This window comes from Acetobacterium sp. K1/6, assembly GCF_034438075.1.
Lineage (GTDB): Bacteria > Bacillota > Clostridia > Eubacteriales > Eubacteriaceae > Acetobacterium > Acetobacterium carbinolicum.
This window is the reverse complement of the sequence record NZ_JAXQGA010000005.1, coordinates 17,294-36,450: the sequence shown is the minus strand read 5'-3', so window position 1 is coordinate 36,450 and position 19,157 is coordinate 17,294. Positions and strand designations below refer to the sequence as shown.

16 protein-coding genes are annotated in these 19,157 nt (G+C 44.8%); 4 read left to right on the top strand and 12 right to left on the bottom strand.

The features are described 5' to 3' along the window. Positions 1-53 precede the first annotated feature (53 nt). The 6 genes from U2P91_RS05675 to U2P91_RS05650 all read right to left on the bottom strand — a co-directional run bounded on the left by U2P91_RS05675 (position 54) and on the right by U2P91_RS05650 (position 7,245). Positions 54-1,283, bottom strand: a complete 1,230-nt coding sequence (locus U2P91_RS05675) for a flavin monoamine oxidase family protein (RefSeq protein ID WP_322519261.1) — start codon at positions 1,281-1,283, stop codon at positions 54-56. Positions 1,284-1,349: 66 nt separating this feature from the next. Then, positions 1,350-2,381, bottom strand: a complete 1,032-nt coding sequence (locus U2P91_RS05670) for a helix-turn-helix domain-containing protein (RefSeq protein ID WP_322519260.1) — start codon at positions 2,379-2,381, stop codon at positions 1,350-1,352. A gap of 99 nt (positions 2,382-2,480) precedes the next feature. Then, positions 2,481-3,254, bottom strand: coding sequence for a TraX family protein (locus U2P91_RS05665; protein ID WP_322519259.1), 774 nt, complete (start codon positions 3,252-3,254; stop codon positions 2,481-2,483). A 15-nt stretch (positions 3,255-3,269) separates the two neighbouring features. Then, positions 3,270-5,459 (bottom strand): DNA helicase RecQ, encoded by a 2,190-nt coding sequence (gene recQ / locus U2P91_RS05660; protein WP_322519258.1) that lies wholly within the window; start codon positions 5,457-5,459, stop codon positions 3,270-3,272. Positions 5,460-5,716: 257 nt separating this feature from the next. Further along, positions 5,717-6,586, bottom strand: coding sequence for a nitroreductase family protein (locus tag U2P91_RS05655; RefSeq protein ID WP_322519257.1), 870 nt, complete (start codon positions 6,584-6,586; stop codon positions 5,717-5,719). A gap of 68 nt (positions 6,587-6,654) precedes the next feature. Further along, on the bottom strand, positions 6,655-7,245 hold the full coding sequence (locus U2P91_RS05650) for a VanZ family protein (protein ID WP_322519256.1): 591 nt from the start codon (positions 7,243-7,245) through the stop codon (positions 6,655-6,657). 58 nt (positions 7,246-7,303) lie between these two features. Between U2P91_RS05650 and U2P91_RS05645 the strand changes: the two genes are divergently transcribed. Then, on the top strand, positions 7,304-7,786 hold the full coding sequence (locus U2P91_RS05645) for a dCMP deaminase family protein (protein ID WP_322519255.1): 483 nt from the start codon (positions 7,304-7,306) through the stop codon (positions 7,784-7,786). A gap of 68 nt (positions 7,787-7,854) precedes the next feature. Here the strand turns inward: U2P91_RS05645 and U2P91_RS05640 are convergent, their stop codons facing one another. Continuing rightward, the gene (locus U2P91_RS05640; protein WP_322519254.1) at positions 7,855-8,490 is read right to left on the bottom strand and encodes a Maf family protein; all 636 of its coding nucleotides are present in this window, start codon (positions 8,488-8,490) and stop codon (positions 7,855-7,857) included. 357 nt (positions 8,491-8,847) lie between these two features. On the opposite strand from U2P91_RS05640, the gene U2P91_RS05635 reads away from it, so the two are divergent. Together U2P91_RS05635 and putP are read left to right on the top strand one after the other, a co-directional pair. Beyond that, positions 8,848-10,182, top strand: coding sequence for a GDSL-type esterase/lipase family protein (locus tag U2P91_RS05635; RefSeq protein ID WP_322519253.1), 1,335 nt, complete (start codon positions 8,848-8,850; stop codon positions 10,180-10,182). A 308-nt stretch (positions 10,183-10,490) separates the two neighbouring features. Continuing rightward, positions 10,491-12,050 carry a sodium/proline symporter PutP gene (gene putP, locus U2P91_RS05630; RefSeq protein ID WP_322519252.1) on the top strand — a complete coding sequence of 520 codons (1,560 nt, stop codon included), beginning with the start codon at positions 10,491-10,493 and terminating at the stop codon, positions 12,048-12,050. Positions 12,051-12,175: 125 nt separating this feature from the next. On the opposite strand, the gene U2P91_RS05625 is transcribed toward putP, so the two are convergent. Then, the gene (locus U2P91_RS05625; RefSeq protein WP_111886806.1) at positions 12,176-12,607 is read right to left on the bottom strand and encodes a molybdenum cofactor biosynthesis protein MoaE; all 432 of its coding nucleotides are present in this window, start codon (positions 12,605-12,607) and stop codon (positions 12,176-12,178) included. Between the two features lie 323 nt (positions 12,608-12,930). On the opposite strand from U2P91_RS05625, the gene rsmH reads away from it, so the two are divergent. After that, complete coding sequence (gene rsmH / locus U2P91_RS05620) at positions 12,931-13,980, top strand: 16S rRNA (cytosine(1402)-N(4))-methyltransferase RsmH (protein WP_322519251.1); 1,050 nt, start codon at positions 12,931-12,933, stop codon at positions 13,978-13,980. A 117-nt stretch (positions 13,981-14,097) separates the two neighbouring features. On the opposite strand, the gene U2P91_RS05615 is transcribed toward rsmH, so the two are convergent. The 4 genes from U2P91_RS05615 to U2P91_RS05600 all read right to left on the bottom strand — a co-directional run bounded on the left by U2P91_RS05615 (position 14,098) and on the right by U2P91_RS05600 (position 19,049). Next, positions 14,098-15,756, bottom strand: a complete 1,659-nt coding sequence (locus U2P91_RS05615) for a C39 family peptidase (RefSeq protein ID WP_322519250.1) — start codon at positions 15,754-15,756, stop codon at positions 14,098-14,100. Between the two features lie 101 nt (positions 15,757-15,857). Beyond that, entirely contained in the window at positions 15,858-17,486 is a 1,629-nt protein-coding gene (locus U2P91_RS05610; RefSeq protein ID WP_322519249.1) for a diguanylate cyclase domain-containing protein, read from the bottom strand. Between the two features lie 139 nt (positions 17,487-17,625). Beyond that, positions 17,626-18,519 carry a patatin family protein gene (locus U2P91_RS05605; protein WP_322519248.1) on the bottom strand — a complete coding sequence of 298 codons (894 nt, stop codon included), beginning with the start codon at positions 18,517-18,519 and terminating at the stop codon, positions 17,626-17,628. A gap of 188 nt (positions 18,520-18,707) precedes the next feature. Continuing rightward, the gene (locus U2P91_RS05600; RefSeq protein ID WP_322519247.1) at positions 18,708-19,049 is read right to left on the bottom strand and encodes a thioredoxin family protein; all 342 of its coding nucleotides are present in this window, start codon (positions 19,047-19,049) and stop codon (positions 18,708-18,710) included. Positions 19,050-19,157 lie beyond the last annotated feature (108 nt).

The following is a 19,157-nucleotide window of genomic DNA, read 5'->3' as shown; positions in this document are numbered from 1 at the left end:
GAAGTAAAATCCAGCAACTGCCACAAACCTGTAAACAGCAAGCCAAAATAAATTTATTGTTGATCGGGAGAAAAATAACGGTTGGCAAAATCATTGAGGTATTGGGTCAGTTTATCAAGGGTGGGAAAACAAGTCAGACTTCCTGAAAAGTAAATGCCATCCCGGCCCTGGAGGGTGTTCACCTGATCGTAAAAACCATTTTTAATTTCCGTCCCGGTGACATGGGGAAAGGTTTGCCACTGTTTGTAGGCAAACAGCCGCTCGGCCTTATAGCCGGCCTGTTTCATATCGGCATCAATAAGGGCCTTTAACTCTTTAATTGGCAGGTCTCCGGCTGCATAGGCCGTCAGAAGCGGTCCCGGCTTATCCGGCTTACTGCTAAACAAAAGCATAAGTTGCCCGTCTTTATCAAAATTATGACTGAAATAACTGGTTATCCGGTAGTTTTCCCGGGCCACATAAGCCAGCACATTGTAGTGTTTTCTTTGATAGGATTCCATTAAGCTGGCATGATCCGGGAACTTAATCACTTGTCGATTCAGTGGCACCGTGATCACCGCCGCATCAAATTCCTCATTGCCGACGGGGGTTTCAATGGTCACACGGTGATACTCTGCGGGAGCAATGCCAGTGACTGGGGTATTCAAGCGGAGATCTTCCAGCTTTTGCGCCAATTTTGTAATGATCTCAGTGGCCCCATTGGTAAAGGCAATCAGCTTTCGGGCCTCAATCATCGAAGACAGGGTCAGCAGATCCAGATACTTTAAGGCATAGATAGCCGGAATCTCGCTGGACTTCCCAAAACCAAAGGCAACCAGATGGGGTGCATAAACCCGGATCAACGTTTGTAACTTGTTTTCGATACACCAGGATTCAAAGGATTGGGTCAACGCATCGGGAACGTTTTCCCAGCCCTGAGCATTTAAGGCGGCCTGATAAGGAGCCAGAATTTTCGGCAATCGTTTTAGCTGTTCCTGAAAGCCAGCGATTTCATGGGGGTCAATTTGAGCCAGTTTTTCACCATCCGGCCCCAAAAAATTCCGATGAAAATACTTGTATTCCGCCTTAACACCCAACTGTCGCAGAAATTTCATTAGTGCTTCTGAGGTTCCCAGCACCACTCCCAGCTCACAAAACTCTTTTTTATGAAAAACTGTGTAGCAATGGCCTCCGGCCCGTTCTTCCTGTTCAAAAACCGTCACCGTATGACCAGCTTTTTCAAGAAAATAAGCCAGAACCAAACCGCTGTAACCACCGCCTACCACCGCTATCCGCTTTTTCATCGTTCTCCCCTCCTGGCAAATTGTTTTTTCTGACGCTTCCAAAATCCTAGTTGCTTTTATTAACCGCTAGTATTTTCGATTGACATAAGACCATAGTGGCAGGGTCACCCCTGTTCCCTTCGCCTCGACAACAATTTCGAGGGGCGTTTTCTGGCAGTTTTTACCATAACCCAGAGACATGTCAAAATTATAATTGCGAATAAATTGCTGAAAATCATCCTTGATTTCTTCGAAGGAACGAGTCGATTCCAACGCTGCTTCCAGATAATCCCCACTTTTCTGATTGAATACCTGAACTGTTTTTGAGTATAAATTATTCTTTTCTTCCCAAATCACCTGTTTGATGTTCATTTCCCGGAGATTTCTGGTGTACAGATGGCGGCTGTGAATTCTTCCGGTGGTATACTCTACTTGATGGGGGGTCATAATCCACCGCGGTTGCATCAGCAACTCATTACCCATGGGAATGGCCACCCCCAGCAGCAGGTCCAGGGCACAGTCTGAATTTTTTTTCGTATAAAGTCGGGAAAATGCCATGCCACTGATTAAATCCACCACCGCATACTGATAAAGATTGCCCATCCCCGATTGATAACCGCGTGTCACCGTCCAGGCCATCCAGCATTCTCCCACCGTCAGATGCTCCGGTTCCGGGGCCCGATCCGACCAGATTTTTATTTCAGGGCCGACAAATTGATGTTGCTCGGCTCTTATTTTCCGGCTATAATTTTTTCTAGCCTGTTTCTGGTTAAGATCGTGACGGCACATAATATTATAAACCCCGCTGCTACTGATGATTAGGTCCCGGTCTTCAAGCAGCCAGGCGATACTCTGGGGGCCGTAGTCCGGAAAGGAAACGATTGCATCAAGCACCGCCAACTCCATCGCCAGATCGGATTTATTGGGCGGGACATAATGTCGGACCTGATCCTTCAAGCCGGCCAGACCCTTTTCATCAAACCGTTTGAGCCAGCGGTAGTAAAGGGTTCGGGAGATTTTATATTTTTTACAAGCCGCACTGACCCCCTGCTCCTGACCGCACAGCAAAATCTCATGGCGGTGTTTGATTGTTTCCTGCTCTTTAATAGCTTTTAGCATGTGCGATCGTCCTTTCTAATCATTGCGACAACATTTCCCTAGATTTATTACCTTACTGATTCTTTATAGTAATGATCGATCAGCTTCAGAACACCGATCTTAAAAAAACAGATTGCCGATAAAAAATAATACCACGATGTGCAGCGGATAAAAAACATAAAACAGATATTTCAAGCCCCGTCCCTTTTCACCATTATAAGAAAGCATCAGCGGCAGGGAACCGATCATCATCCATTGATAATTCGTGTAAAGAAGGGCTGTCGGTTGCGGATTCATGGCCCATTCCAGAGCAAGAAAGCCCAGGCAGTAAAGCCCATAAGCCAGGATCAGCCGTTTTTTGTCGGTTCGATTAAAGTAAATCAACACGCCCAGAAAAACAAAGATAAAACTACCCTCGTTAAAAATCAGATTGCCGGTGATGGCCCCCACAAAGCTCATCATGCCGGTGAGGGGAAGCACTTGGCCGGCCAGAATACAGAGGATTGTTGTCAGAATCTGATAGACCGCGAACAGGGCGAGGTATTTGTTGCCTTTGGGCTTATCGGTTTTTCTGATTTCGATGAGCCAGACAATTACCGCCACCAAAAACAGCGTCACAAAAATATTGTTGGATATCATTGCGTAGGGGTCTGCGACAATATTGTTGCAAATGACATCAATCAGGCCCATTCCCAGGCCGAAGAAGTACATCCTTAAGAGATATTTTTTGCGGTCATGGGTGTAGTAAAAACCCCAGGCCATACAAAACATAAACACCGGGGCCGAAATCCGCCCCACCCAGTGTAGCCACAGCGGTGCACCCGGGATAAACTGCCCCACATGGTCCAGTAACATCAAAATCAGGGCGATTACTTTTAAAGTTGTCGAGTTCATCTGTCTTTCTCCAATCTACTGTAAACTATTTTTATGAATAACAATTTTTATATCACTATAGGAGTAACTCTCCGGCAAGGCTTCCTTGATGGGTCGCAGTGCTTCCAGACCAACGGTTCCAATCGCATTGATGATTGCCACTTCTTTTTCGGCATCCACAAAATCACGCCAGTCAATCGCTTTCCCTTCCTGATCACAGCGGATTAAATGGCCAAGCACCGTGTTTTCGGTCAATTCACGCTGCCTGGCGATATCAGCAATGGTCATGCCATCCGTAAATAACTCGTAGCTGAGTTCCCAGGAGGGCACTTTCGCTTCTTTTTCTCTACTTTGCTGCCTGGAAACCCTGGGTTCCGGGTCATCCGTCGCGATCGGCCGGGGTCTGATCGTGATCGGATGATTTTCGGAAAAGCACTTAATCGCTTCGATAAAGACTGCGCCATAATGATCATAGCGGGCCTGGCCAACCCCATTGATTTGCAGAAATTCGGTTTCTGACCGAGGAAAATAGGCCGCCATTTCCTTTAAGGTCGCATCGGGGAAAATCACGTAAGGTGGCAGTCCCTTTTCCTGGGCAATGCTGCGTCTCAGGGTTCGCAGTTCTTCGAATAAGGCTTCATCGCAATCCACCGGCGGTTTGGCTTTACCCGAGTTTTTTTTGTTGGCGACCTTGATATTGAGCAAGTGTTTTTTATGGAACACTGTTTCGTTGCCCTTTAAAATTCCGCTGGCGGCCGAGGTCAGCTTGAGAACCGGATACTCATCGGCAGTGACCATGATATAGCCCTTGGCTACCAGGGTCATGATGATCTCCCGGAGGCTTTCGGCGCTCTGCTCCTTAAGAATTCCATAGGTTGAGAGCTGATCAAAACCTAACTCCAGCACCTTTTTATTTTTTGAACCCCGGAGCACCGCAATCACCATATTCAGGCCAAAGCGGTTTTTCATCCGATAAATACAGGAAAGAATCTTCTGGGCGTCCAGAGTGATATCCACCATTTCCGACTGATCGAGACAATTGCCGCAATTGCCGCAACGCTTATAGTCGGCGGATTCCCCAAAATACTGAAGGATGCTTTTTCGAAGGCAATCATTGGTGTGGCAATAATCCACCAGATACTGGAGATTTTCAAACAGTAAGGTTTCCCGTTCCGGAGAGGTCTGATTTAATTGGATCAGCTGTTTCTGTTTAACAATATCCGCAGGCGAATAAAGAATGGTACAATGGCTGGGTTCACCATCCCGGCCACCACGACCGGCTTCCTGATAATAGGCTTCCATATTCTGGGGCATATTGTAATGGATGATAAAACGGACATCCGGCTTATTAATCCCCATGCCAAAGGCATTCGTGGCTACCATGATGTGAAGCCGGTCATTAATGAAATCCTGCTGATTCTGCTCCCGGGCCTCAGAGTTCATCCCGCCATGATAGGCTCCTGCTAAATATCCAAGGCCTTTGAGTTTGGCGGTAACGCTTTCTACGGTTTTTCGGGTAGCACAATAAATAATACCGGACTGATCCGGGAATGTCTCGGTGATGGTATTTTTGACGTAACCAAGCTTATCGCCGGTTTTAACCACCTGATAAAGCAGATTGGGCCGATCAAATCCGATGATCGATTCCACCGGATCTTTAAGCGCCAGCAATTCCCTGATTTCCTGAATAACCTTGACTGTGGCAGTGGCGGTATAGGCCGCTACCACCGGCCGGGGCGAGATATTCCGGATAAAAGCGGGAATCTCGCGGTAATGGGGGCGAAAGTCATGGCCCCACTGACTGATACAGTGGGCTTCATCCACTGCGATCATAGAAACATCAAGCTCCCGGACCAACTCCACAAAGGCCGGTGCACAAAGTCGTTCCGGGGCGATATAAAGCAGTTTGTACTGATTGCTCCGGATCCCTTTAAGCCTTTTTTGATAGGTAGCATCATCCAGACTGCTGTTTAAAAAGGTGGAAGCGATTCCCATTTCGCCCAGGGCATCGACTTGATCCTTCATCAATGAAATCAGCGGTGAAATCACCAGCGTAATGCCTGGCATCTGAATCGCCGGAAGCTGATAGCAAAGGGATTTTCCCCCACCGGTGGGCATGATCCCCAGCACATCCTGACCATTTATGGCGGCTGTAATGATTTTTTCCTGCCCTTCTTTAAATGTATCGTAGCCAAAATATTGACTCAGGTTTTTTTTTAGTGTCACGATGAACCTCCTGTGAATCCTTGTCTCCGATTAGACGGTTCCGTGGGAACCTTGATTTTTGTCATATCTTTTATTATAAGTTAAAATAACGCCCCTGACAAGGAAAGTGACTCACTTTAAAAATCTTGTTCATTCATTTTATTGTCCCAATGCTGATCGCCAATATCCATTTTAAAAAGGGCCTTTACACATCGTTTCCGATGGCAAAAGCCCTTTTAAATTTACTCGTTATCGTTACTTTTCAATGCGTCTAAGTCTTACAAATCAAAATGAGCAACCCGCCGATACTCAGTGCTGCCCGAATCGTCCTGGATAAAATGCCAGTTTGATGGAAAACTCAGTTCTTTTGCTAATCCTTCAAGGGTAAATAGCATAATCCCGGCATCGGTATAATTCTCTTCCCGTTCTGGATTAACCACCGCCAGTTCAGCGTAACCATCTTTCAGAATCAGCCGGCAGGGCTGAATATTTTGGAATGAGGGTGAATTCCTGACGTAGTAAAGCAAATCCAGAACCCCTCTTTTTTCCATTTCTGAAAATGGTGCTACATTTCCCCAATTTTGAAGAAAAACAGTGTCTACCACTGATAGTCGCGATTCATCGTTAGTGGTAATCATGGTGATCCCGTAGGGATTCTGTTCATATTTAGTGTCACAACTAATAACGGTTGTATGTTTATCTGTACTGCTTTCTTTTGGTTTTCCAAAAACTAACAGATGCTCAACAATACCTTTTTGTCCCCCCAGTAATTTTTCTTCTTGAGCCTGGCTTATTTCACTTAAGGTGATCCAGCAACTGCCCAGGCCCAGATCATAAATCTTTTTTACCACCGACTGCATATAAAAAGCGCCAAAAATTTCAATCTCATGGTCAGCTTTGTCCAGTCGCAAACCGATATAATGGGGTCCTTTAATCATCACCCCGCCATACCCCCCAGAGCCTTCCAGGTTCTGATAAACAACGGCACCGTTTTCTATCAGGATCAGGGAAAATCCCTTTTCCTTACCAACAGTACTGTTTACTTCATCAAGATATGTTTTTATTTCTTTCATATCCTGTTCTACCACACCAATATCCACAAATTCTCTGGTTGAGTGACTATTCACCATAAATTCTCTAAATTTCATAAGTTAGACCTCCTCGCATTATCTGTTTACTTTATACCCCACTTAGTGAAGATTAATCATAGTTATCCCTAAAACCGTCTGGAAATCCTTCTAATGACAATGGTAGTGAGTAAAACCCCGAGAATTGCGCCAGCACCATCGATAAGCACATCCTGAACTTGACCGGAGCGGCCCGGTACAAACAATTGATGGAATTCATCTGACACAGCAAAAAAGACGCAAATGATTAGAGCCAGATTAACCGGTTTTTTAACTTCGCTTTGAAAGAGCGAAGAAATCGTCAGGGAACCCAAAATAAAATAGGCGATAAAATGGGCATTTTTACGGATATAAAAATCCAGACCAAAGATTTCCATGTTCTCGATATCCGGTGCAAAAGGCTTCAGAAAAGATAATAATCCATTCTTCACCCCAGTGCTGAGATGAGCCGACTGGGTCGCTGGCTGACTGGAAAGATAAAAGATAATTCCCATCCAAATCAGGGTGCATATCCAGGTTAATATAAGTATTATTCGCTTTCTATCCACTTCTTCACCTTTTTTTCTGACCTGGCCGAATCCCCTTCTGTTTTCGTAGCTTTTAATAGCAACTTGAGCGCTGTTAATCATCCAGTTTTTCTCATAAACAGACGACAGTGTAAACCCAATAATATTATTCAAGACAGCTCCACTTTTTTAAGCAATTATGGTAAACTAAAGAAAAAAACTGGAGAATGCGATGAAACGACATGATTATATTACCTGGGAAGAATATTTTATGGGGATTGCCCTGTTATCGGCCCGACGCAGCAAAGATCCCAATACTCAGGTGGGTGCCTGCATTGTCAATAAAGACAATATTATTCTGTCCACCGGCTATAACGGCATGCCTAAAGGCTGCAGCGATGATGCCCTGCCCTGGGAGCGGGAAGGAACCTTCCAGGACACCAAATATGCCTATGTGTGTCATGCCGAATTAAATGCCATCTTAAACTCAGACGGGCGGTCACTGGCTGATTCCATTTTATATGTCACCTGTTTTCCCTGCAACGAATGCGCCAAAGCGATTATTCAATCCGGGATTATAAAAGTGATTTATCTTGAAGATAAATATCCGGATGCGGATGCCACCCAGGTTTCCCGACGCCTGTTTAGTATGGCTGACATCACCTTAAAAGAATTTCTAAATCCGGCCTTTTATCGTGAGTTATCGTTGTATTAATGAAAATATTTATCTTCCTCTAATACCAAAGAGATGCTTTTTTCGATGAGCCGCAGATGGCCTAGCTTTTACTGGTTGGCGATCTGCGCAAGCATTTTGCCGAACCGTTTGTTGAGTTTGGCAATCGGCAATCCCACAATATTATTATAGTCTCCTTTAATCCACTTAACCCAAAGGCCGGCCTCTTCCTGGATGCCATAGGCCCCGGCTTTGTCCATGGCCTTGCCGGAGGCCACATAATCAGCCACCTCCCGCTGCATCTGATGATCCCATTCATAAAACTTAATCGTAGAATTCACGATAAACCGCTCTTCGAGATCCCGATAGCGGATGCTGACACCAGTAAAAACCTGATGGGTGTTTCCAGCCAGCCGTTTAATCATGTTATAAGCATCCATTTCATCCGCCGGTTTCCCGAGGATCTGTTCATCGATCACCACAATCGTGTCCGCTCCCACTACCAATGCCCGAGGATTGATCTTTTGCACAACTCGGGCTTTCCTTGCCGCCAGCTCTTCAACAAGTATTTTTACCGCGTCCTGAAAATCCTCGTCACTGTTTGCCAGAATTTCTGTCTCAATCCGTTTTTCATCGATTTCTGCGACCTGGATGATAAAATCTTTGATGCCATGGCTTTTTACTACCAGCTTAAACAGCTCCTGTCGGCGGGGAGACTTGCTGGCAAGAATTATTTTAGGTTGCAAGGTATACCTCCGTTTATTCAAAAAAGATAGTAATATTGTATCATTTTATCGAAACAAATGAAAGATTTTGGAGATAAATTTTAAACTAAAGCCCGAATTATCGTTTTAGTACCCGTACCACTAAAAATGATGATTTATCCAAATCGATAGCCCACTTACAAACAGCCATTATGCCTGAATCATTTTTCGCTCACTGGTCAAAAAGTGTTGACTAGCCAGCAACTAGTATTATAATTTTATTATAGGTACCTGTCTCAGAGATCATTTAAAAACAAGCCTTATTTTTTGCTCTTTGGGGCGGATTACAGATGCGTACTTTTAACCACCACCCAAATCGAACCAGAGAAAGAAAACAAAATGAAAAAAAGTATTCTTAGATCGATCACCGGCCGTCTTTTGATTCTCTTACTGATGCTGTCCATGATTTTTTCAACCGGCGTTTTTGCCGCTGTTGATTCCGAAAAAACAGAGACCGATAACACCATTGATACAAGAGCCACTGGAGACATTGGTGTTCAATATCGGGGTCATGTCCAGAATAAAGGTGATGTTCCCCTACCGGTTGGCAACTTCGTTAGCGGTCCCGGCGAGCTGGGAAGCCAAAGTGAGGGGCTCCGGCTGGAAGGGCTCAGGATTGAACTCACAGGCGATGTACCTTCCGGTGCGGGAATCAGCTATGCGGTTCATGTCCAGAATAAAGGTTGGATGGATACGGTGGAAAACGGTGATTTTGCCGGAACCACTGGCGAAGGCCTGCGCATCGAAGCCATCAAAATTAATTTGACCGGTCTTGATGGTTACGAGGTTTATTACCGCGGCCACGTTCAAAATAAAGGCAATATTCCCATAGTTGATAACGACTGGGGCTGGGTCAAAAACGGAGCCGAGCTGGGAACCACTAGCGAAGGGCTGCGTCTGGAATCAATCCAGATAAAAATAGTCAAAACAGAAACCTATACTGCCCTGGGCGATTCCATCGCCTATGGAATGAGCGCAACCCCCGGTTCCGGTTATGTTAATCTTTTCTATAACGACTTAAAAGGAATGAGTGGAAATGAAGACTTATCTTTAGTCAACCTGGGCGTCCCGGGTTATACGTCCAGTCAGCTCCTTAATCAGCTTTCAAACGATCCGACAACCATGGCAGCTCTGAGCAAGGCTAAGGTCGTTACTGTCAGTGTCGGCGGTAACAATATTCTTGCTCCAGTTATCGCCAGTCTGGCTGCAGCTTTCTCTTTGGATCCCACCTCGGCCACCTTCCCGGCTGAGCTGGCAGCCGCTTTAGCCCAACCCGGTGCTGAGGATATCATTACGGCAACGCTACCAACAATCCAGACAAGCGTGACAGCCAGTGTTACACAGTTTGTCACCGATTGGCCACAGATCATTGCCACCATCAAAACCCTGGCACCTCAGGCTGATATTGTTGTAGCAACCCTGTACGATCCCATCAATACCCAAGATCCGCTCTACGCCATTTTCGAGCCATCGATTCAGACGATTAATCGTACCATTATGACCCCTGGTGCCGGTTATAAGGTTGCTGATGTCTACACCGCCTTTGCCACCTATCAGGGCAGTGAAGCACTGGTTAATTTCAACTGGTACATCGGTAGCTTAGATCCCCACCCTACCACCGCCGGCCATGAGTTGATTTACCAGTACCATCTAAATGCCGGGTTTATCAACTAGCCTGAGCCGTCGCCATTAATCTGAACTTAATATCAATCTAAAGATAAATGCGCTGGACGTTAAACGAGTTAACGTCCAGCGCATTTTATCTGTTCAAATCTTGTCCAAAACGCTCAGCAGATAAACTGTAATTAACAAATGACGGCAACGATGCTTGCTTCAAACACTTTGAGCCGCTTGCTTTATCGTTGAGATAAACTTACCTAAATGGCTTTGGAGGCTCTGTAGCGGGTATTTTTTCTTCCATTTCTTTGTATCCTTATTCATTCTATGCTATAATACATTGAATTTAATTTAGGAGGAAAAGAATGAGTACTGATAACATTCAAATACTGATCGCCATGATCATTTACATCGTGGCGATACTTGGTATCGGCATCTATTTTTTAAAAATCGCCAACGCCAGCAGTGACAATTATTTTATCGGCGGCCGTTCCCTGGGTCCCTGGGTGGCGGCAATGAGTGCAGAAGCATCCGACATGAGCGGTTGGCTTTTGATGGGATTACCCGGTGTAGCGTACTGGTGTGGCATAAGCGATGCTTTCTGGACCGCTCTAGGTCTCGCTTTAGGAACTTATCTGAACTGGAAGATTACCGCTAAACGACTACGGAACTATTCCGCGATCGCAGGTGATGCCATTACTATTCCAGAGTATTTCAGTAATCGCTTTAAAGAAAGTAAAAAAGTCATCATGCTGATTGCTTCCGTGTTTATTCTGGTTTTCTTTACCGTTTATGCAGCCAGTTGCTTTGTGACCGTAGGCAAGTTGTTTACTTCACTGTTTGGCATTCAATACCAGGTTGTGATGATTGCGGGTGCATGTTTTGTTATTCTATATACCTTATTGGGTGGCTTCCTGGCTGAAAGTGTTTCTGACTTTATGCAGGGTGTTATCATGATTATTGCACTCTCTCTCGTTTTGATACTTGGCGTTATGGCGGCCGGGGGATTTGGTGACGTGATGGAAAATATCCAGCGCATTCCCGGTTTCTTTGATTTCTTCGGTATTGCCAATCCAACGGTGGTCGACGGTACACAACAGGTATTAGCTGGTAACCCGGTCTTTGGTGCAGCCTTGCCTTACACCTTTTTGACAATCATCTCCACCATGTCGTGGGGTCTTGGCTATTTCGGTGTTCCCCAGGTATTGCTGCGGTTTATCGCCATTCGGGATGCTGCCGAAATTCCCAAGGCCCGACGCATTGCCACCACCTGGTGTGCTATTTCGCTGTTTGCTGCCGTCTTCATTGGTCTAATCGGTCGGGTTTTATTCCCAACGGAACTGCTGACCCCAAGCGGCGCAGAAAGCATTTTTATTGTGATGTCAACTAATCTACTGCCACCTTTGATCGCTGGATTTGTAATGGCCGGGATACTCGCTGCGACCATGAGTTCTTCGGATTCCTATCTGCTCATTGCCGCATCGGCTTTTTCAAAGAATATTTATGAGGGTATCCTCAAAAAAGACGCTACCGATAAAGAAATCATGCGGGTTTCGCATATCACCCTGATTGTGATTTCAATCATTGGGGTTCTTCTTGCCCTTGATGAAACCAGTGTTATCTTTAATATCGTATCTTTTGCCTGGGCTGGTTTTGGTGCCACCTTCGGGCCATTGATGATCTTCTCACTATTTTGGAAACGAATTAATCGAGAAGGTGCCATTGCCGGAATGCTCGCCGGCGGCGGCATGGTCTTTATCTGGCGACTTTTCATCAAGCCATTAGGCGGCGTTTTCGGGATTTACGAACTCTTGCCAGCCTTCCTGGTATCCTGTGCCTTTATCGTAGCCGTTTCCCTGATGACCAAAGAACCCTCTCAGGAAATTCAAGATGAATTTGAACAAGTCAAGGCTGCTTCAATTTAGTATTACAAAATTAATAGGCAAAAATAAAAGCCAGCTAAAAAGCTGGCTTTTATTTTTTTGTAGTTTTGTCACAAAATAATATTATGCGACAAAACATGTAAAATTTAATAGCTTGCTTGAAGATCTCAAGCCTGTTGCTTAGCGTCGACTGACTTCTGCTCAATCTCGGTGACACAGGTGGTTTTTATGGTTTCCACCAGATACTGCAGGGCATCAATTACGTGGGGGCGGATGTCACCGCCAATGAGGACAAACATAATATCATCACCCAGCTCCAGCTGACCTTCGTTTAGCCAGACCCGGGCATGAAAGATGCCGTCCATTTTTTTTGTTTTAGCAATAGCCGCTTCCACCTTTTTAGCATCATAAAAAAATTCCATGCCGGTGACCAGCGAGCCGTCATCGAGCCCTTGTCGTACCTTGGCTTTGGGTGTTTGACGGACGGTGCCGTTATGAACCAGATACATGCCCTCCTGTAAGGCCTCCGGATCATTTTTAGCTTCTTTTAACCATGCATCAATCGATGGTGCTGTCTTTTTTGTATTTTTATTACTCATTTACATCTACTCCTTATTTTTCTTTGTGGATCTTTAACAGTCTGAGCTGTTATCATCATGGCATCATTATTTTTGCCGCTAACCGTTAGAACCGATCCATGAAATCATGGAATCCCGCTAATCTACTTTACCACATCAAACCAGAATTTCAAAGAACTTGTTCGTCGGCGCGTACCTGATTTGCTTTTACAAATCGTATTTGGTATCATAAGACTCACAAAACTATAAAAAGGCGGATAAAAGCATGAGCACTTCATTTTATATCCAATCAGCTTTACCATCAATTTCAACGATCACCGAATTTGAATTACGGAGGTTATTCAATGGATAATCAGGAACCGAAGCATCAACGACGTCCACGCTACAAAGGTACCCACCCCAAGGCATATAAAGATAAGTATAAGGAACTACAGCCCGAGAAATATGCGGATACGGTGGAAAAGGTAATGCAAAAAGGCAGCACCCCAGCCGGAATGCACCGCTCCATTTGCGTTAATGAAATCCTCGACTTTCTGGCGATTAAACCCGGACAAATCGGATTGGATGCCACCCTTGGGTTTGGTGGCCACACCCAAGCCATGCTGCAATGTCTTGAAGGTCAGGGTCACCTGTACGCCACTGATGTGGATGCCATCGAGCTGCCCCGGACGCAAAAGCGTCTCGAAGATAATGGTTATGGGCCGGAAATTCTGACCATCCGGCATCTCAACTTTTCGCAAATCGATGAGATTGCCCGGGAATCTGAACCCCTGGATTTTGTTCTGGCAGATTTGGGGGTATCTTCAATGCAGATTGATAATCCCGAACGGGGCTTTTCTTTTAAGTTTGAAGGGCCATTGGATTTACGACTTAATCCCGAAAAAGGTATCTCTGCGGCGAAGCGGCTAAAAACCATTTCCCTGGATGAGTTGGAAGGTATGTTCGTTGAAAACGCTGACGAACCCAATGCAGCCGCTGTCGCCACCGCCATCATCGCCAAAAGGAATAAGGGCATTGACCTGGCAACCACAACCCAGCTCCAGGAAACGATCAAAGAAGCCCTTAAAAATATTCCCGGCAGCAATAGTAAGGAAGCCATGAAAAAAACCTGTCAACGGTGCTTTCAGGCCTTGCGAATTGATGTCAATGACGAGTATGAAGTGTTATATGAATTTCTGGAAAAACTGCCTGATGTGCTTGCCCCCGGCGGCCGGGTTGCCATCCTGTCTTTTCATTCCGGCGAAGACCGACTGGTTAAAAAATCGTTTCAGCGTTTTTTTCGAGAAGGCATCTATCGTGAGGTGGCTCCCGGTCCGCTTAGGCCTTCCGCCGAAGAATGCCATGCCAATGGCCGGGCCCGATCAGCAAAATTGCGCTGGGCCATCAAAGCCTGATTTTGTGCCCTGCTATGTCGAATCCTAGTAATTTTCTGCATAATCATATGGAAGCAAAAAAGAACCTTGAATTTCAGGTTCTTTTTTGTTTAAATGGAATTTATATATATTTTGATGCTAATGGATAATATAGGTGATATTGCCGGACTCTGCCCAGGCAGCCACAAACTGATCCAATCGATATCGGACCCTAACTCCGGCATCGCTCGAAGCGGCCGGATCATTGATGATGATATACTCGGTACCGTTTTCCTGGGTAAAACCGCAAACCACAATCAGATGACCATAGGTTGACCGGATTGGTGCCCCATCGATTACCGGTAAATTTGCGTTAACACTGGCGCTGTTTTTATAGGCCACTGCTACCGCCGCGGGATGACCGCCAGCGATTTCTCGTTTTAAGCCCTCAATGGTTGAATAGTCCACATAGGCGTGATAACCAAAGCTTGAGGCATAGGCGGTATTAAATGGCCAGTTGCCGAAATCTTGATAACCATAATCATAGGATCCCCAGGCCGCGCCTTCCGGTTGAACCGGGGTTCCATAATAATTTAAGATCATCGCCACGCTGGTGGGACTGCAAATGGAATCGGCAATTGAAGGCTCCCGAACCATCTGCGATAACTGGGGGACATTGAGAATCGGTAGGTTTGATAAATCCGGATTATCGGTAAAGACCTTGGTAATTCCCTGGCCGGGATTGGCATTTCTTAAAGCCACTGAGATTAATCGCACCGTGGGCGTCACTCCAGCGTTACCGGAATGGAGGATGACCCGATACTGAATTTTATTGGCCGTTTTTCCGTCCTTGACCACCAGGGTATCGACATCCATTTTGGCGACCGGACCATCGGTTACTCCGACCCCGGAGGAGCGGTTAATGGTGGTTCCCCACCGTCCCCAGGAGAGCCAGTCGGACCAGTTTTCGGTGGACAGGCCATTAGCGTCCACGGCATTTTCACAGACCCGGGCTTCCACCTGAACCAGGGTTCCATCGGGCGTGTCCGTATCCCATGAAAGCACCGCTTTGGTAAATGAGTTGGCATTAAAGATGTTGGAAGTATATACTCCCGATTGATTTCCGGACTTAAGCACAATTGCCCCATCTCCGGAATTTGCTACAATCTCAACGCGATCCAGCCCCATGGCATTCTCATTAAAATCACTGCCCGTTGTCTGAATCATCAAATTCCCTGGCACGGATTTTCGTTCGATAAAGGGAGCATCCTGGTCCACGGTTCCCGTCGGCGGGTTTCCGCCTTTGGGCACAATGACAATATGGATGCCTTCCAGCCGATACGAGTAACCCGCGGTTCCTGAGCTTTCTCCGTTTTTAGCCCAGCCCAACCAGCCCATATTCTGGGCATGAACCTGATAATAGACATCAAAACCTGCAGCATCAGCCCCGGTTAAATTAATTTGAATGGCTTCCAGCCGATAGCTCAGCCCTTCAGTGCCGCTCATGGCACCATTGCTTTGCCAACCCCGGTCGGTATCCGCTTCCCAACCGATGTTCTGGATATGAGTTTGATAGGTAATGCCCAGATCATAATCCGGAGCATCCAGCTTCACCTCAATACCCTCCAGTCGCAAACTCCTGCCAGAGGTGCCACTCATGATTCCGTCGGTTACAAATTCCTGCCAGCCATCATTCTGTACATGGGTCCGATAGCTCACACTTGGGTTTTCGACCGCCATGATCCCGGCCGGGAGCATTCCGGCAAACAGACACAGCCCCAGCAATACGATCAAACTGCTTTGGAAACACTTCTTCACGGATTTATCCTCTTTCCTGTTTTTATGTTGCAACACTTTTTGATTTATTTTACTTATTGGCTATCATATTACAATAGACGAGGTCAGTCAATCATACTTATTTAATTCTTAATTACTGGCTCAATTTCGGCGCCGGGTTTAAAGTCCCGGATAATCTTCAAACCTTTTTTGATGCTTTTTTTCTCACGATACATTTTTGCATCGGCTTGGTTGATAATGGTGTCAATGTATTCATTGGTGCCACCACTGAAGGTTTCAATCCCATGGCTGGCACTGATTTGATAGCGACGGTTTTGTGTCTCATTGATGTGCTCAAATTCTTCCACAATGCGTTGCCAGATCGCTTCAGCCCCGGATTCATCCAAGCCTTCAAAGATGATCAGAAACTCATCGCCACCCAATCTGGCCACGAAATCATTTTCCCGAATCATATTCCTGATACCATTAGTGATGGTTAAGATCAGTTCATCGCCAACATCATGTCCCAGATAATCATTGACATCCTTGAGACCATTGATGTCGATAAAGCAGACTGAAATTTCACTTTTGTTTTTCTCGGTATTTTTATATAGCTGCGCTAATTTTTCGAAGCCGGTTCGGCGGTTATAGATCCCGGTCATGGTGTCATATTCAGAATAGTACTTAATTTCATCATTTTTCGCCTTACTGATGGTCAACAGCACCCCTAAAAACGCGGCCAGTGTGAAAATCAGAAAATAAGCAAAGAGATTATTTTTTAAGACCAGTAGGACGGTATCAAACAAACTACCTGTTAACAACTTGCCATCCTCAGTATCCGGCGAAATATATGAAATAATGGTCCAATCCCCCAATCCCAAAACCAGGGAATGGTCGCTGTCTAATGCAAATTCATCATCCGTCAGAATTTTCGTATAATTGAAGACGCCTGCATCGGAAATCTGAGAACCGTTTTCTTTTGTCTGAATAGTCTGCCAGATATCGGGAAAATCGTTCTTAAAGCTTTCATCCTGTCGATTATCATACATAAATGACCAGGCTTTGCTACCATCACCACTATTATAAAGCCAATACCCATCGGCATTGAGCATAAAAATATTGCCCTGACTGGTGGAAGAAATTTTTCCCACTTGACTTAGCATATCAACGGCAGAATAATTCAGCACAACGATTCCCTCCAGTTGGCCGTTCGTGTCATAATATGGTGTTACCAAGCGAATCATCGGTTTAATAGGCTGCACAATCTGATTATTTTCCATGTTTAAGTCCAGTTTTGAGACATAGATCTGATTATCATCCAGATCAATTGTTTCGGTAAAATAATAGCGGTCTGCCTTGTTCTGGAGATCATCACTGTCAACGAGAGTGGCACCGGTATCGGCATAATTTACCCGAATCACTTCATTGCCATCTACATCGATAAAGCGAATCTGATCATAGATCATTTTGCGGTTTGAAAAGGCCAACCAGTGATCTTCAACATCGCTATAGTCACCGCGGGCGTTATCACCCAATTTCAAGGCATCGGTGACGTACAACAGATCAGTTACCAGCCGATTGACATTATTAGCGACAATGGTTTTCTCAACATCGACCAATTGTTCTTCCTGTGTCATAATTTCATTTTTTTGAACGGTGTCGATATTAATCTGGATTACCAGAGTGATCAAAAAATACACCAAACTGAGGACAAAAAATACTCCGGTGATATATATAATTGTTTTTTTTGTATCTTTTGTTATATTGTTCAAGGTAAGAACTCCTTATTTATAATTGAAAGATAAACTTGATTTCATTGTATCTTAATCAAATCGTCAAGACAAGAGTCCTGGTGTTCTTTTAAAATGAAATAACTTAGCTTTCCTATTTTATAAAAGCGCGTTGAGATTTTTAGTCGATTTTTAGAAAGTGTTTCCATTCCGGAACATCCCGTTTTCCCTGTGCATAGCCGAGCTGATAGCTTTGGAAAAGTTTCTCAAAGTCAATCTCACGGTTTGACACTGGCATGGTCTCCGGATAAACCAGAAAAGCCTGTCCTTTGCGCTCCAGGGCTTCCAATTCATCTAAGGTCTTGTTATAAATCACATGGCGTCGCAGCATCGCCCGAGCCACCTTGGGATAGTTATGATAATAAGCTTTGATGGATCGCTTAAACCTAATCGGGGATTTTCGATAACCTTTTTCCCGCGTCAACACAACAAAGAATTTCTGATATCCGTCTTGTTTTGCAATATCCAGGGCAATGCCTCCACCCAATCCGCCGTCAACAAAGGACTGACCGTCATAATGGGTTGGTGGCATAAAAATAGGCAGTGAGGAGGATGCCCGAACAATTTTCATTAGATCTTTGATATCTTTAATATCATTCTTGGTATAATAAATAACTTTTCCTAAACTGCGTTCAAACATTCCTATTCGCAATTGGGCGGGATTCTCCATAAAGGTTTCAAAATCCAGCGGCAGAACCCCGCCAGGTAGAGATGTTTCTTCGTAAAGATATTGGGATCTGAAAAATCCATCACCTTTTAAAAAGGACTTCCAGCCACCAAAATTAGGATCTTGGGCGATTTCCACAAAAGAGCGTCGAGCTCTTTCAGGATCCCGGGATAAATAATTAACACTATGGCTTGAGCCAGCCGATATTCCAGCAACATAGTCGAAATAAAGATGGTTTTCCAATAGATTATTCAAAAATCCAGCGGTATAGCTGGCACGCATTCCCCCACCTTCGAAGATCAGGGCGGTATCTTTAATATTACATTTTATTTTATTGCTGATTTCCATTTTGTCTCCAGTTTCTGCGTTGATTCACTTTACTTGTTAAGTTTAACTTAAATACCCGGTTTTTTCAATCCTAGTTGCAAAATTTGGTTGTGTTAATAACCCTAGTTAAAGTGTTTACTTCGGTAAAAGAGATGCCTTCTTTTTAATAACAAAACCATCGTTTATCAAACAGTCACCGATCTTTTATACTACGATTGCGTCGCCTCCAAATAAAAAAGCTGATAGTATCTGGAGATTTTTTCTTCGAGACTGTTCAGACTAATAATACCAGCTTCTCTTACTGTTTCTTTACCTTGAATGAACAGCATCACAACCGGAGCTGAAAAGATGTGAAAACTAGCCGATAATTCCGACAAGTTTTGCACATCAATCTTAACCGCCCGAATGTTTGGATAGCGATCAATCATCGCATTAATTTTTGGCTGCAGGTCACGACACACGCCACAAGTGTTACTGCCAAAATATGCCAGCAACATGTCATTTGTCTTAATCAGTTGATTCATTTCTATTACTGTATTTACCTGTTCCATTTATTCCCCCACAATCTCAATCTCAAAAATATTACTCATTAATTATAACATATCGTCGATGCTAGAAGGAGACCAAAACTGCATAAGAAGCGGATCTTGTATACCATC